At 53.5% G+C, this 13,556-nt stretch carries 11 protein-coding genes; 4 read left to right on the top strand and 7 right to left on the bottom strand.

The window, feature by feature from the left end; translation table 11 throughout:
* Position 1: 1 nt before the first annotated feature.
* Positions 2 to 2,293 carry an ATP-dependent Clp protease ATP-binding subunit ClpA gene (gene clpA, locus DBY86_RS02365; protein ID WP_107818755.1) on the top strand — a complete coding sequence of 764 codons (2,292 nt, stop codon included), beginning with the start codon at positions 2 to 4 and terminating at the stop codon, positions 2,291 to 2,293.
* 63 nt (positions 2,294 to 2,356) lie between these two features.
* Here clpA and rfaD read toward each other — a convergent pair whose 3' ends face one another.
* From rfaD to adk, 5 genes are all read right to left on the bottom strand, one after another.
* Positions 2,357 to 3,361 (bottom strand): ADP-glyceromanno-heptose 6-epimerase, encoded by a 1,005-nt coding sequence (gene rfaD, locus DBY86_RS02360; protein ID WP_107818754.1) that lies wholly within the window; start codon positions 3,359 to 3,361, stop codon positions 2,357 to 2,359.
* Between the two features lie 63 nt (positions 3,362 to 3,424).
* Complete coding sequence (gene hldA, locus DBY86_RS02355; protein WP_107818753.1) at positions 3,425 to 4,387, bottom strand: ADP-heptose synthase; 963 nt, start codon at positions 4,385 to 4,387, stop codon at positions 3,425 to 3,427.
* 104 nt (positions 4,388 to 4,491) lie between these two features.
* Positions 4,492 to 4,884 carry a DUF2185 domain-containing protein gene (locus tag DBY86_RS02350; RefSeq protein WP_107818752.1) on the bottom strand — a complete coding sequence of 131 codons (393 nt, stop codon included), beginning with the start codon at positions 4,882 to 4,884 and terminating at the stop codon, positions 4,492 to 4,494.
* A 95-nt stretch (positions 4,885 to 4,979) separates the two neighbouring features.
* On the bottom strand, positions 4,980 to 5,711 hold the full coding sequence (gene pyrF, locus DBY86_RS02345; RefSeq protein WP_107818862.1) for an orotidine-5'-phosphate decarboxylase: 732 nt from the start codon (positions 5,709 to 5,711) through the stop codon (positions 4,980 to 4,982).
* A 368-nt stretch (positions 5,712 to 6,079) separates the two neighbouring features.
* The gene (gene adk, locus DBY86_RS02340; protein WP_107818751.1) at positions 6,080 to 6,727 is read right to left on the bottom strand and encodes an adenylate kinase; all 648 of its coding nucleotides are present in this window, start codon (positions 6,725 to 6,727) and stop codon (positions 6,080 to 6,082) included.
* A gap of 214 nt (positions 6,728 to 6,941) precedes the next feature.
* Between adk and htpX the strand changes: the two genes are divergently transcribed.
* Complete coding sequence (gene htpX / locus DBY86_RS02330) at positions 6,942 to 7,781, top strand: protease HtpX (RefSeq protein ID WP_010357358.1); 840 nt, start codon at positions 6,942 to 6,944, stop codon at positions 7,779 to 7,781.
* 379 nt (positions 7,782 to 8,160) lie between these two features.
* Here the strand turns inward: htpX and DBY86_RS02320 are convergent, their stop codons facing one another.
* Together DBY86_RS02320 and DBY86_RS02315 are read right to left on the bottom strand one after the other, a co-directional pair.
* Positions 8,161 to 9,459, bottom strand: a complete 1,299-nt coding sequence (locus DBY86_RS02320; protein WP_199901016.1) for an adenylosuccinate synthase — start codon at positions 9,457 to 9,459, stop codon at positions 8,161 to 8,163.
* 83 nt (positions 9,460 to 9,542) lie between these two features.
* Positions 9,543 to 10,715: an ATP phosphoribosyltransferase regulatory subunit gene (locus tag DBY86_RS02315; protein ID WP_107818748.1), complete on the bottom strand. Its 1,173-nt coding sequence runs from the start codon at positions 10,713 to 10,715 to the stop codon at positions 9,543 to 9,545.
* 335 nt (positions 10,716 to 11,050) lie between these two features.
* Between DBY86_RS02315 and norM the strand changes: the two genes are divergently transcribed.
* Entirely contained in the window at positions 11,051 to 12,430 is a 1,380-nt protein-coding gene (gene norM / locus DBY86_RS02300; RefSeq protein WP_107818746.1) for a multidrug efflux MATE transporter NorM, read from the top strand.
* 76 nt (positions 12,431 to 12,506) lie between these two features.
* A complete protein-coding gene (gene murB, locus DBY86_RS02295; RefSeq protein WP_107818745.1) occupies positions 12,507 to 13,547 on the top strand; it encodes a UDP-N-acetylmuramate dehydrogenase in 1,041 nt (346 codons plus the stop codon).
* Positions 13,548 to 13,556 lie beyond the last annotated feature (9 nt).

The following is a 13,556-nucleotide window of genomic DNA, read 5'->3' as shown; positions in this document are numbered from 1 at the left end:
TATGCTTGCCCCTGAATTAGAACAGATTTTGCAGCAGCTTTACCGCGAGGCGCGCAACGCCCATTATGAATTTATCAGCCTCGAGCATCTGCTTTTGGTACTCATCGAAGAAGATGCCGCCGTCCCCAACGTCCTCAAGCTCTGCGGCACGGATTTGAAAGTGGTGTCCGAACAACTCGCCGCCAGCGTTGCCGAAAATACCCCCCTGATTCCCGACCACCTTTTAGACACGGTCGAAACCCAGCCCACGCTCGGCTTCCAACGCGTCATCCAACGGGCGATGGTGCATACCCAATCGGCAGGCAAAGGCTTGGTCGAGCCTTTGGACGTTTTGGTCGCGCTGATGAGCGAAACCGACAGCCACGCCGTTTATTTCCTCAAGCTGCAATCGGTTACGCGTTTTGAAGTTTTGCGCTGTATTGCCCACGGCTCTCCCGATGAAGATGAAGACGATGGCAACTATTCTTCAGACGGCATGGACGACGATAATGAGAACCGCACCAAACCGAGCAAAAACCCTTTATCGGAGTACACCGTCAACCTCAACGCCGAAGTCAAAGCCGGCCGTATCGACCCTTTGATTGGTCGCAAACACGAAATGGAACGGCTGGTGCAAATCCTATGCCGCCGCCGCAAAAACAATCCGCTTTTGGTCGGCGAAGCGGGCGTGGGCAAAACCGCGCTGGCGGAAGGTTTGGCACATCAAATCGTCAACGGCGACATTCCCGACGCACTCAAAGATGCCGAAGTATACGCACTGGATATGGGTTCGCTTTTGGCGGGCACAAAATACCGCGGCGATTTTGAAGCGCGGGTCAAATCCGTCTTGAAACAGCTCGAAAAAATCCCGCACGCCATTTTGTTTATCGACGAAATCCATACCATCATCGGCGCAGGCAGCACCAGCGGCGGCACGATGGACGCGTCCAACCTACTCAAACCTGCGCTGGCGAAAGGCTCGCTACGCTGCATCGGCGCGACCACTTACGACGAATATCGCACCATTTTCGACAAAGACCACGCCTTAAGCCGCCGCTTCCAAAAAATCGACGTGGTCGAACCCACCGTCGCCGAAACCGTGCAAATCCTGCGCGGCTTGAAACCGATGTTCGAAGGCTTCCACCAAGTGCGCTACACGCAAGGCGCACTTGAAGCCGCCGCCGAACTCTCCGCCCGCTACATCAACGAACGTTTCCTGCCCGACAAAGCCATCGACGTGATGGACGAAGCAGGCGCGGCACAACGAATTTTGCCCAAATCCAAACAGAAAAAAGTCATCGGTAAAGCGCAAATCGAAACCGTCATCGCCAAAGTTGCGCGGATTCCCGAAAAAACCGTGTCACACGAAGACAAACAAGTGCTGCAATTCCTCGGCCGTGATTTGAAAAATATGGTTTACGGTCAAGAAAACGCCATCGATGCGTTGGTTGCCGCCGTCAAAATGTCGCGCTCCGGCCTTGCCCTGCCCGACAAACCGATAGGCAGTTTCCTCTTCTCCGGCCCGACCGGCGTGGGCAAAACCGAAGCCGCCAAACAGCTTGCCTATTCGCTGGGCATACCGCTGCAACGTTTCGACATGTCCGAATACATGGAACGCCACGCCGTATCGCGCCTCATCGGCGCGCCACCGGGCTATGTCGGCTTTGAACAAGGCGGTCTTTTGACCGAAGCCGTCAACAAACAGCCGCACTGCGTGTTGCTCTTGGACGAAATCGAAAAAGCCCACCCCGATATTTTCAACGTCCTCCTGCAAGTGATGGACGCAGGCAAACTGACCGACAACAACGGCAAGAGTGCCGATTTCCGCAACGTCATTCTGATTATGACCACCAACGCAGGCGCGGAAAGCCTCAGCCGTCCCAGCCTCGGCTTTACCGCCAAACGCGAACGCGGCGACGAAATGCAGGCCATCAACAAGCTCTTCACGCCCGAGTTCCGCAACCGCTTGGACGCGATTATCCCGTTTGCGCCCTTGTCCGAACCCGTCATCGCCAAAGTCGTGGACAAATTCCTGCTCCAGCTCGAACACCAGCTCCTCGACAAAAAAGTCGAAGCCGAATTCACACCGACATTGCGTAAATACTTGGCAGAAAAAGGTTTCGACCCGCAAATGGGTGCGCGCCCGATGCACCGCCTGATTCAGGAAAAAATCCGCAAACCGCTCGCCGACGAACTCCTGTTCGGCAAACTCGCCGACGGTGGTTTTGTGCGGATAGACTGGAATGCGGCGAAAGAAGAAGCCGTGTTGAAATTCAAGAAAAACAAGGTCAAAATAAAAACCGCCTCCGCATAAATCAAAAATGCCGTCTGAAAAGTTCAGACGGCATTTTCTTTCAAACAAAATGACCAATCGTGTTTAAGCCAAATTTTCCAGCATCCATTTGACGTAGCGGTCGACGCCTGCTTTGACATCCAAAAATTCTTCCTTGTATCCAGCTTCGCGCAGTTTGGTGATGTCGGCTTGGGTGAAGCTTTGGTATTTGCCTTTGAGCGCGTCGGGGAAGGGGATGTAACGGATAAGTTCTTCTTCTACCAGCTCTTTCAAGCTCATTTCAGGTTTGCCTTCGGCTGCGCGGCAGGCGTTGACGGTGGCGGCGGCGAGTTCGTTGAACTGTTGGCTGCGGCCTGTTCCGAGGTTGTAGATGCCGGAGAGTTCGGGATGGTCGAAGAAGTAGAGGTTGACTTTGGCAACGTCTTCGACACTGACAAAGTCGCGGGTTTGTTCGCCGTTGCCGTAGCCGTCGTTGCTGCCGAACAGGTTGACGTAACCGTGTTCGCGGTATTGGTGGAAGTGGTGGAAGGCGACGGATGCCATGCGGCCTTTGTGTTGTTCGTGTTGTCCGTAAACGTTGAAGTAGCGGAAGCCGACGACTTGGGCGGTGAGGCCTTCTTTCATACGGCGGCGCAATACTTGGTCAAACAGAAATTTGGAGTAGCCGTACACGTTGAGCGGTTTTTCGAGTTCGCGCTCTTCGCGGAAGATTTCGCCTTTGCCGTAAACCGCCGCACTGGAGGCATAAAGGAAGGGGATGCGTTCGTCCTGACACCAGTCCAGCAAATCCAACGTGTACTGGTAGTTGTTTTCCATCATATACAAACCGTCGTGGTTCATGGTGTCGGAACACGCGCCTTGATGGAAAACAGCTTCGATGTTTTGATAAGGTAAAATGTGTTCCCTCACTTGGCGGATGAATTCGTGTTTGTCGAGGTAGTGGGCGATTTCGCACTCGGCAAGGTTTTTGAATTTTTCGCCTTTGCTCAAATTATCGACGGCGACGATGTCGGTAATACCACGTTGATTAAGTGCTTTGACGATGTTGCTGCCGATGAAGCCGGCCGCGCCTGTTACGATGATGGTCATATTGGGTTTCCTTTGTTTTGAGGGTTTCAGACGGCATTGAATGGTCATGCCGTCTGAAAAGATTTATTGCCCGTCCAGTGCTTCAACCAACTCTGCAAACGAACAGACCGCCGTGCCGAGTTTGGCGACGACGACGCCGGCGGCGGTATTGGCGAGGTGCATGGCTTCAGGCATGGTATAACCAGCAGCCAGCCCCAAGCCCATTCCGGCAATGACGGTGTCGCCTGCGCCGGACACGTCGTAAACTTCTTGGGCGCGGGTGGGCTGGTAAATGGGTTCGCCGTCATTGAACAGGGTCATGCCCTCTTCGCTTCGGGTCAGTAAAACGGCGGTCAGGTCGAGGTGGCGGCGCAGGTTTCGCGCTTTTTCGGTCAGTTCGCTTTCGTTTTTCCAACTGCCGACCACTTCTTTCAATTCGGCGCGGTTGGGCGTAATCAGGGTTGCGCCGGCGTATTTTTCGTAATCGTCGCCTTTGGGGTCGATTAATACGGTTTTGCCCGCGTGTTTCGCCCAATCGATCATATCGGAGATGTGCGACAGACCGCCTTTGCCGTAGTCCGAAAAAATAATTGCGTCGTATTCGGGCAAGATTTCGCGGTATTTCCGCTTGATTTGTTCCAATACTTCGCGGTTGGGATGTTCTTCAAAATCAAGGCGGATAAGCTGCTGGTTGCGGGCGACGACGCGCAGTTTGACGGTGGTGGCGATTTGTTTGTCGCGCATCAGATAGGAGGCGACGCCGTCCTGCACCATCAGCGCGTCGAGCGCGTTGGCGGCTTCGTCGTCGCCGGTTACCGACAACAGCCCTGCTTTGCCGCCCAGCGAAGCGATATTGCGCGCAACGTTCGCCGCACCGCCCGCGCGTTGGTCGATACGTCCGATTTTTGCCACCGGCACGGGGGCTTCGGGCGAAATTCGGGACACGTCGCCAAACCAATAGCGGTCGAGCATCACGTCGCCGACAACCAGGACTTTGGCTTGCGCGAAACGGGATTTGAGGGTTTCTTGTTGAAACTTGGCGGGCATTTTATGCACTCCAAAATAAGTTGTTTTTTGTGTGTGAAAACTTCACTGTATTCTCAGTAATTATCTGGCAAATTTACTGATTAATAATAAAATCTGGCTTTTTATTATTCTTCAAAGTCAAAAGGAGACCAATCGGTAACAGGTGAAAAGCAATCCTCTCCTTCTTTTTTCTCAAAAACGCTACCTATATCCGCCCAAAACAGCTCCCCAACATCTGCTTGATAATGAGTAAGCCGCGTCAAACTATGAAAGGAGAAGTTATCAGGGTTATTCGAGTATTCATCATCTTCTGTTCCGGAAAATACCCGCCATCCGCTATCAAATGGTAAATCCCCTTGATGTTCCCGATACATAAATTTAATAGGAAGCCCCTCTTCGACAATTTTATGCGACACAATCGCATACCACCCAACAGGAGTATCCTTTACAAGCAAATCATCTTCCGGAAATGCATCATAATCAAAAATATTGCTCACATCTGAACCACATTGAGACATCGGATAAATTCCTTTCTAAGCTGAAATTTTCTGGTTATTTATCTACCGTATCAAAGTGAGGCAGTTTCTTTGAACAGCATCAAAATTGTTGATGCTTAAGCGTTTGCCACGCGGTTCACTTCGCGCAATACGGCGACCGGATCGGCGGCTTGGGTTACAGGGCGGCCCATTACCAAATAGGTTGAACCTGCCGCCAAGGCTTCGGCCGGTGTCATAATGCGGCGTTGGTCGTCATTGTTGCCGGCAACGTCCAAGCGGATACCGGGCGTTACCAAGACAAAATCCTGCCCTAATTCGCGGCGCAGCGGCGCGGCTTCTTGGGCGGAACAGACCACGCCGTCCAAGCCTGAACTTTGCGCCAGTTTCGCCAAGCGGATGACTTGTTCTTCAGGGGCGATGTTCAAACCGATTTCCGCCAAATCGCTTTGTTCCATGCTGGTCAACACGGTTACGCCGATTAAGAGCGGCTTGGTTTGATATCCCGCAACGGCTTCGGCGGCGGCTTCCATCATACGGCGGCCGCCTGAGGCATGCATATCGACCATCCAAACGCCCATATCGGCAGCGACTTTGCAGGCTTGCGCGACGGTGTGGGGAATGTCGTGGTATTTCAAATCGAGGAAAAGTTTGAAACCTTGATTGATTAAGCTTTCTGCCAAATTGCGGCCGGTTGCGGTAAACAGCTCTTTGCCGATTTTGATTTGACACAACGCCGGATCAAGGTTGCGGACAAATCCGAGCGTGTCTTTTTCGTTGGCAAAATCAAGGGCAACGATGACGGGGGTGCGTTGTTGCGGAGTTTGGAAGTCGGTGATTAAAGGATTCATGGTGTTTTCGTTTCGGGTTTTCAGACGACCTTTATCGTCTTTTTTGCAGTACAACGTAAATTCAAACCGTAGGTCGGGCATGATGTCCGACCTACGCGGACTCAAGTCCCGACAAACTGTTTCGGATGAATTTGAACCGGCACATCAGCCGTCATTCCCGCGCAGGCGGGAATCCATTGATAAAACTCAGTTCATCAGATTTAAACAGCGATTGCCCAAATTCAGAAATGGATTCCCGCCTGCGCGGGAATGACGCCGAATGATTGTTTTTCGGTTGCAACACGCTTTTTATCAAAAATAGGTCGTCTGAAAACCTGATTTCCTGTTTTCAGAGTGCGGAGCCTGCCCGTGGGTACGACCTTTTCGATTTATTTGCCCAATGCGCCCAATACTTCGGCTTTCACGGCTTCTACTGCTTGGGTACCGTCGACTTTGATGTATTTAGGCGCGTGTTCGCCTTCCAGTTTGCTGTAAAAATCAACCAAAACTTCGGTTTGTTCATGGTAAACGGCAAGGCGTTTTTTGACGGTTTCTTCTTTGTCGTCGTCGCGCTGAATCAAATCTTCGCCGGTTACGTCGTCTTTGCCTTCGACTTTGGGCGGATTGTAGGTAACGTGGTAGGTACGGCCGGAGGCCAAGTGGACGCGGCGACCGCTCATGCGGTCGACAATCACGCTGTCGGGTACGTCGATTTCAACAACCGCGTCCAAATCCACGCCTGCTTCAACCATCGCTTCGGCTTGTGCTAATGTGCGCGGGAAACCGTCGAACAGGAAACCGTTTTTGCAGTCGTCTTGGGCAATGCGCTCTTTGACCATACCGATAATGATGTCGTCGCGCACCAAGCCGCCTTCGTCAATGATTTTTTTCGCTTCCAAACCCAGCGGCGTGCCTGCTTTAATCGCAGCGCGGAGCATGTCGCCGGTAGAAATTTGCGGAATATCAAAAGCAGCGGTGATGAATTGCGCCTGAGTGCCTTTGCCCGCGCCCGGCGCGCCTAAAAGTAATGCTTTCATGAAGTTATCCTTTTAAATGTGTTTATTGGAATCAAACAGATAATTTACGATTCTACACGGCTTGGCACAATAGTTCAAAAACCAACTGCACAAACTGCCATTTGCAAGCAAATGTTTTGCATACCTTTGCCGAGCCTGATATTCACAAGCCGGCAACTTTTTGGGACAATCCCCAAAATTTCAAAACATCACACCCTACCAAAAAGGAACATCCGTGAAACGCATTTTTCTGTTTTTGGCTACCAATATCGCTGTTTTGGTCGTAATCAACATTGTTTTGGCGGTTCTGGGCATCAACAGCCGGGGCGGCGCAGGCAGCCTGTTGGCGTATTCCGCCGTCGTCGGCTTCACTGGTTCGATTATTTCGCTGCTGATGTCCAAATTCATCGCCAAACAATCGGTCGGCGCGGAAGTCATCGACACGCCGCGCACCGAAGAAGAAGCCTGGCTTTTGAACACTGTCGAAGCCCAAGCGCGGCAATGGAACCTGAAAACGCCCGAAGTCGCCATCTACCACTCCCCCGAACCCAATGCCTTTGCTACGGGCGCATCGAGAAACAGCTCCCTGATCGCCGTCAGCACCGGTTTGCTCGACCATATGACGCGCGACGAAGTGGAAGCCGTGTTGGCGCACGAAATGGCGCACGTCGGCAACGGCGATATGGTTACACTGACGCTGATTCAAGGCGTGGTCAATACCTTTGTCGTGTTCTTGTCGCGCATTATTGCCAACCTGATTGCCCGAAACAACGACGGCAGCCAATCGCAGGGAACTTATTTCCTGGTCAGCATGGTATTCCAAATCCTGTTCGGCTTCCTTGCCAGCCTGATTGTCATGTGGTTCAGCCGCCAACGCGAATACCGCGCCGATGCGGGTGCGGCAAAACTGGTCGGCGCTCCGAAAATGATTTCCGCCCTGCAAAGGCTTAAAGGCAACCCGGTCGATTTGCCCGAAGAAATGAACGCAATGGGCATCGCCGGAGATACGCGCGACTCCCTGCTCAGCACCCACCCTTCGCTGGACAACCGCATTGCCCGCCTCAAATCGCTCTGAGCCGATTTGAAACGACAAAAAAAACCGTACGCGCAAGCAGTACGGTTTTTTTGTATATGCCGTCTGAAAACATCAGGTTTCCATACCGGCACCAACCGTATCCATTTCCGCACCGGATACGCCGCATTGATATACCCCCCGACAAACCGTGTCCGGACAGAAAATATAGCGGATTAACGGCGTTGCCTCGCCTTAGCTCAAAGAGAACGATTCTCTAAGGTGCTGAAGCACCAAGTGAATCGGTTCCGTACTATTTGTACTGTCTGCGGCTTCGTCGCCTTGTCCTGATTTTTGTTACTCCACTATATCAGATAAAACAGCAACAAAAATGCCGTCTGAAACCGATTAGGGCTTCAGACGGCATTTTTACTGCAAAACCTTATGCGAACGGATGATGCAGCACAATCGTTTCTTCGCGGTCGGGACCAGTGGAGACGATGGCGACCGGCGCGCCGCAGACTTCTTCAATCCGTTTCAAATATGCTTTGGCGTTTTCGGGCAATGCGTCGTAGCTTTTCACGCCGAAAGTCGATTCGCTCCAGCCGGGCATGGTTTCGTAAATCGGCTTGCAGGCTTCTACTGCATCGGAACCGCAAGGCAGGATGTCGGTTTTACTGCCGTCGGGCAATTCGTAACCGACACAGATATTAATGGTTTCAATACCGTCCATCACGTCCAGCTTGGTGATGCACATACCGGAAATACCGTTGACTTGGATGGAGCGTTTCAGGGCGGCGGCATCGAACCAGCCGCAACGGCGCGCGCGGCCGGTTACCGAACCGAATTCGTGTCCGCGTTCCGCCAAACCTGCGCCTACTTCGTCGAACAATTCGGTCGGGAACGGGCCCGAACCGACACGCGTGGTATAGGCTTTGACAATACCCAAAACATAATCCAGCATTTGAGGACCTACGCCCGCGCCTGCCGAAGCCGCGCCGGCGAGACAGTTGGACGAGGTAACGAAGGGGTAAGTGCCGTAGTCGATGTCCAACAACGCACCTTGCGCGCCTTCAAACAGCAGTTTTTCGCCGTTTTTGTTTTTTTCGTTCAACACGCGGGATACGTCGGTAATCATCGGCGTAATGCGCGGCGCGACTTTTTCGATAACCGCCATCACGTCTTCCGCTTTCACCGGATCGGCATTGTGCAGATGTTGCAGTTGAACATTGTAATAGGCAAGGACGGCATCCAGTTTTTCACGCAGTTTTTCGGGATGCAGCAAATCGGCGGCGCGGATGGCGCGGCGTGCCACTTTGTCTTCGTAGGCGGGGCCGATGCCGCGTCCGGTCGTGCCGATTTTGCCTTTGCCGCGCGATGCTTCGCGGGCTTGGTCGAGCGCGATGTGGTAAGGCAGGATCAGCGGGCAGGTCGGCGCGATTTTCAGACGGCCTTCGACGTTTTTCACGCCTGCCGCGTTCAACTCGTCGATTTCGCCCAACAGGGCTTCGGGGGAAACGACAACGCCCGAACCGATAAAGCAATCCAATCCTTCGTGCAGGATGCCGCTCGGAATCAGGCGCAAAATGGTTTTCTTGCCGCCGACGACCAAAGTATGGCCCGCATTGTGGCCGCCTTGGAAGCGCACGACGCCGCCGGCTTCTTCCGCCAGCCAATCAACGATTTTACCTTTACCCTCGTCGCCCCACTGTGCGCCGATTACTACAACATTTTTAGCCATAGCCATATAACCTATCGATATTAAAAATTATTGCGGAAATCCCCAAACCGGTGCGGCTTTTGCGCCCCGCCCCGGTTTGCCTTTCATCCGCTATGAACGGGTATTTGGCGTTTCACAACCTGCCAAACGCCGTCCGTCTTTTTCAGACGGCCTGCAAGCTCTTCCGAAACATTGTGCCCGATACCGTAGTCAATCACGACACACTGCCCTTGTTCACGCAAGGCTTCGACTGCTTCGCGCGCCACTTCGGCATCTTCCGCATCGACCAACACGGCGGGCTGCCGTTCTATGGCGGGCAAACGCCCGATAAAGCTGCGCAAGTCGAAACTGAATCCCGTTGCCGGGCGCGCCCTGCCGAAATATCCGCCCAATCCGTCATAACGCCCGCCTCTCGCGACCGCGTCGTGGAAATCGGCGGCATAGGCGGCATACAGCAAGCCCGTGTGGTAATTGTCGACACGCAGCTCGGACAAGTCGATATGGATTTCACAATCGGGAAATGCGTCGCACACCGCCTGTAATTCGTCCAACGCGCTGCCGACCGCCGACAAATCCGGCAACCGTCCGCGCGCGTCGGACAACACTTCACGCCCGCCGTACAGGCGCGGCAGCAGCGAGAATGCTTTTGCCCACATACCGTCCAGCTTCCAAGCCTTGACCTGCGCTTCGACCGCCCCGGTATCTTTATCCTGCATCAAGGCAAGCAGCGTTGCGGACTGCCCCGCATCCAAATGTGCCGCATCGGACAAGGCGCGGAATATGCCGATATGCCCCAGCGAAAGCAGCACTTTGCCCATATCGGCAATTTTCATGCTTTTCAGCATCAGGTCAATCAGTTCGATATCGCCACGGATGTCGGCGAAACCGTACATTTCCGCACCCGCCTGCAAGGGTTCGCGCATATTCAGCAGACCGTCGGGCTGCGCGTGCAACACGGAGCCTGCGTAACACAATCGGTTAATCCCTTGGTTGGCGGACAAAAGATGGGCATCGATACGCGCCACCTGCGGCGTGATGTCGGCGCGGATACCCAACTGCCTGCCGCTCAACTGATCGACCACCAAAATGGTTTTCAACGACAAGCCCGCGTCAATATGCGTCAGCAGGGAGTGGCTGTATTCCATCAACGGGGGTTGGACCAACTCGTAACCGTGTACGCGGAACAGTGCCAACAACCGCTCCCTCGCGCTTTCAAGCTGCCGCGCGTTCGTGGGCAGTACGTCGGCGATATGTTCCGGAAGCTGCCAAGTCTGCATGAGAATCTGCCTTCTATTTTATTTTGCAAACACAAAAGGCTGCCCGATCCGCAATCAGACGGCATCTTTGCCGCAACGCATCACGCCGCTGTCAAAACGGCGATGCTTCCTTCCGATTCAGAATCCGAACAGCCCCTGTCCGACGGCTCAATGCCGTCAAGTCGTTAAAACCAAACTTTACCATAAAATACACACAATCTGAATATACTTTTATACCCTGTATCCGCCGTCTGACGGCACGGCATTTTTTTACTATATAATGTGCACCACTATTTCTCATCACTCCCTGCTGCCGTTTTTTTGTTTCAGACGGCATTTTTGTTGATTGAACACTTATGCTGCTCGACCTCGACCGCTTTTCCTTTTCCGTCTTCCTGAAAGAAGTCCGCCTGCTGACCGCCCTTGCCCTGCCCATGTTGTTGGCGCAGGTCGCGCAGGTGGGCATCGGTTTCGTCGATACCGTGATGGCGGGCGGTGCGGGTAAGGAGGATTTGGCGGCGGTGGCTTTGGGCAGCAGCGCGTTTGCCACGGTTTATATTACCTTTATGGGCATTATGGCGGCACTGAACCCGATGATTGCCCAGCTTTACGGCGCGGGTAAAACCGCCGAAGTGGGCGAAACGGGGCGGCAGGGGATTTGGTTCGGGCTGATCTTGGGAATTTTCGGCATGGCATTGATGTGGGCGGCGATTACGCCATTCCGCAACTGGCTGACCTTGAGCGATTATGTGGAAGGCACGATGGCGCAGTATATGCTGTTCACCAGCCTGGCGATGCCGGCGGCAATGGTGCACCGCGCCCTGCACGCCTACGCTTCCAGCCTGAACCGCCCGCGCCTGATCATGCTGGTCAGTTTCGCGGCGTTTGTGTTGAACGTGCCGCTGAACTATATTTTCGTTTACGGCAAATTCGGTATGCCCGCTTTGGGCGGCGCGGGCTGCGGACTGGCGACGATGGCGGTGTTTTGGTTCAGCGCGCTGGCATTGTGGATTTATATCGCCAAGGAAAAATTCTTCCGCCCGTTCGGACTGACGGCAAAATTCGGCAAGCCGGATTGGGCGGTGTTCAAACAGATTTGGAAAATCGGCGCGCCCATCGGACTGTCTTATTTTTTGGAAGCCAGCGCGTTTTCGTTTATCGTGTTTTTGATTGCGCCTTTCGGCGAGGATTATGTGGCGGCGCAGCAAGTCGGCATCAGTTTGTCGGGGATTCTCTATATGATTCCGCAAAGCGTCGGCTCGGCAGGGACGGTGCGCATCGGTTTTTCATTAGGACGGCGCGAATTTTCGCGGGCTCGTTATATTTCGGGCGTGTCGCTGGTGTTGGGTTGGATGCTCGCCGTGATTACCGTGCTTTCTTTGGTATTATTCCGTTCGCCGCTGGTAAGTATGTACAACAATGATCCTGCGGTTTTAAGCATCGCCGCCACCGTCTTACTGTTTGCTGGCTTGTTCCAACCGGCAGACTTCACCCAATGCATCGCGTCCTATGCCCTGCGCGGCTATAAAGTCACAAAAGTTCCGATGTTCATCCACGCCGCCGCTTTCTGGGGCTGCGGCCTGTTGCCGGGCTACCTGCTCGCCTACCGTTTCGATATGGGCATTTACGGCTTCTGGACGGCATTGATCGCCTCGCTCACCATCGCAGCCGTCGCCTTGGTGTGGTGCTTGGAATTGTGCAGCAGGGAGATGGTCAGATCGCATAAGGCCGTCTGAAAACTCCGACGATTAAAATATCAAAACAATGGGCTGAAGCCCGCCACTGACAATACTCATTTTAAAGTTTAAACCCATGCAACCCATCCAATACCAAACCGACCTCACCCCCTACAACACCTTCGGCCTGCGCGCCCAAGCCCAAGCCTTTATCGCACTCGAACACGCCGACGAGTTGCGCGACATCGTCCGACTGCCCGAGTTCGACCGCGATACCGTTTTATGGCTCGGCGGCGGCAGCAATATCCTTTTGATGCAGGATTACGACGGACTGGTCGTCCATATGGAAAACAAGGGCATACGCGAGATTGCGCATTCAGACGGCATGGTTCTGATTGAAGCGCAGGCGGGCGAAATTTGGCACGATTTCGTGTTGCACACCGTCGCGCTGGGTTTGAGCGGTTTGGAAAATCTGAGCCTGATTCCGGGTATGGTCGGCGCGTCGCCCGTGCAGAACATCGGCGCATACGGAGTGGAGGCAAAAGATGTGATTCACAGCGTGCGCTGCTTTGATTTGGATACGGAAACCTTTGTAACCCTTTCCAATGCCGACTGCCGCTTCGCCTACCGCGAAAGCCTGTTCAAGCAGGAAGGCAAAGGGCGTTATGTGATTGTTTCGGTCATATTTGCATTAAAAACGCATTTTGTGCCGAACTTGGGCTACGGCGATTTGGCGGCGAAGGTTGCCGAACTGAGTGCAGGCAGGGAGGCGACGGCAAAAGGCGTTTCCGATGCGGTATCCGCCATCCGCAACAGCAAATTACCCGACCCGAAAGTTTTGGGCAATGTCGGCAGTTTCTTTAAAAATCCCGTCGTCAGTGCAGAAAAAGCTGCTTCCCTGTTGCAGCAGCATCCCGATATGCCACGCTATCCGCAGCCCGATGGTTCGGTCAAGCTTGCGGCAGGCTGGCTGATCGACCAATGTCGTCTGAAAGGCTTCCAAATCGGCGGCGCGGCGGTACACGACAGGCAGGCTTTGGTTTTAGTGAACAAAAACAATGCTTCTTCAGACGATATCTGGAAGCTGGCGCAACACGTCTGCAATACAGTATTTACTCGATTTCAGGTAGAATTACACGCCGAACCCAATTGGCTGCCTGCTTCGTTCAGCCTATAAATCCAAGGA

The organism is Neisseria bergeri (assembly GCA_003044455.1).
GTDB lineage: Bacteria > Pseudomonadota > Gammaproteobacteria > Burkholderiales > Neisseriaceae > Neisseria > Neisseria bergeri.
This window is presented reverse-complemented; position numbering and strand designations above follow the sequence as displayed.

Excerpts from the sequence above, each read along its gene's own strand:
- murB (WP_107818745.1), top strand. The coding sequence starts at position 12,507 with ATGCAACCCATCCAATACCAAACCGACCTCACCCCCTACAACACCTTC.
- DBY86_RS02315 (WP_107818748.1), bottom strand. The coding sequence starts at position 10,715 with ATGCAGACTTGGCAGCTTCCGGAACATATCGCCGACGTACTGCCCACG.
- DBY86_RS02320 (WP_199901016.1), bottom strand. The coding sequence starts at position 9,459 with ATGGCTAAAAATGTTGTAGTAATCGGCGCACAGTGGGGCGACGAGGGT.
- hldA (WP_107818753.1), bottom strand. The coding sequence starts at position 4,387 with ATGCCCGCCAAGTTTCAACAAGAAACCCTCAAATCCCGTTTCGCGCAA.
- clpA (WP_107818755.1), top strand. The coding sequence starts at position 2 with ATGCTTGCCCCTGAATTAGAACAGATTTTGCAGCAGCTTTACCGCGAG.
- adk (WP_107818751.1), bottom strand. The coding sequence starts at position 6,727 with ATGAAAGCATTACTTTTAGGCGCGCCGGGCGCGGGCAAAGGCACTCAG.
- DBY86_RS02350 (WP_107818752.1), bottom strand. The coding sequence starts at position 4,884 with ATGTCTCAATGTGGTTCAGATGTGAGCAATATTTTTGATTATGATGCA.
- rfaD (WP_107818754.1), bottom strand. The coding sequence starts at position 3,361 with ATGACCATCATCGTAACAGGCGCGGCCGGCTTCATCGGCAGCAACATC.
- norM (WP_107818746.1), top strand. The coding sequence starts at position 11,051 with ATGCTGCTCGACCTCGACCGCTTTTCCTTTTCCGTCTTCCTGAAAGAA.
- pyrF (WP_107818862.1), bottom strand. The coding sequence starts at position 5,711 with ATGAATCCTTTAATCACCGACTTCCAAACTCCGCAACAACGCACCCCC.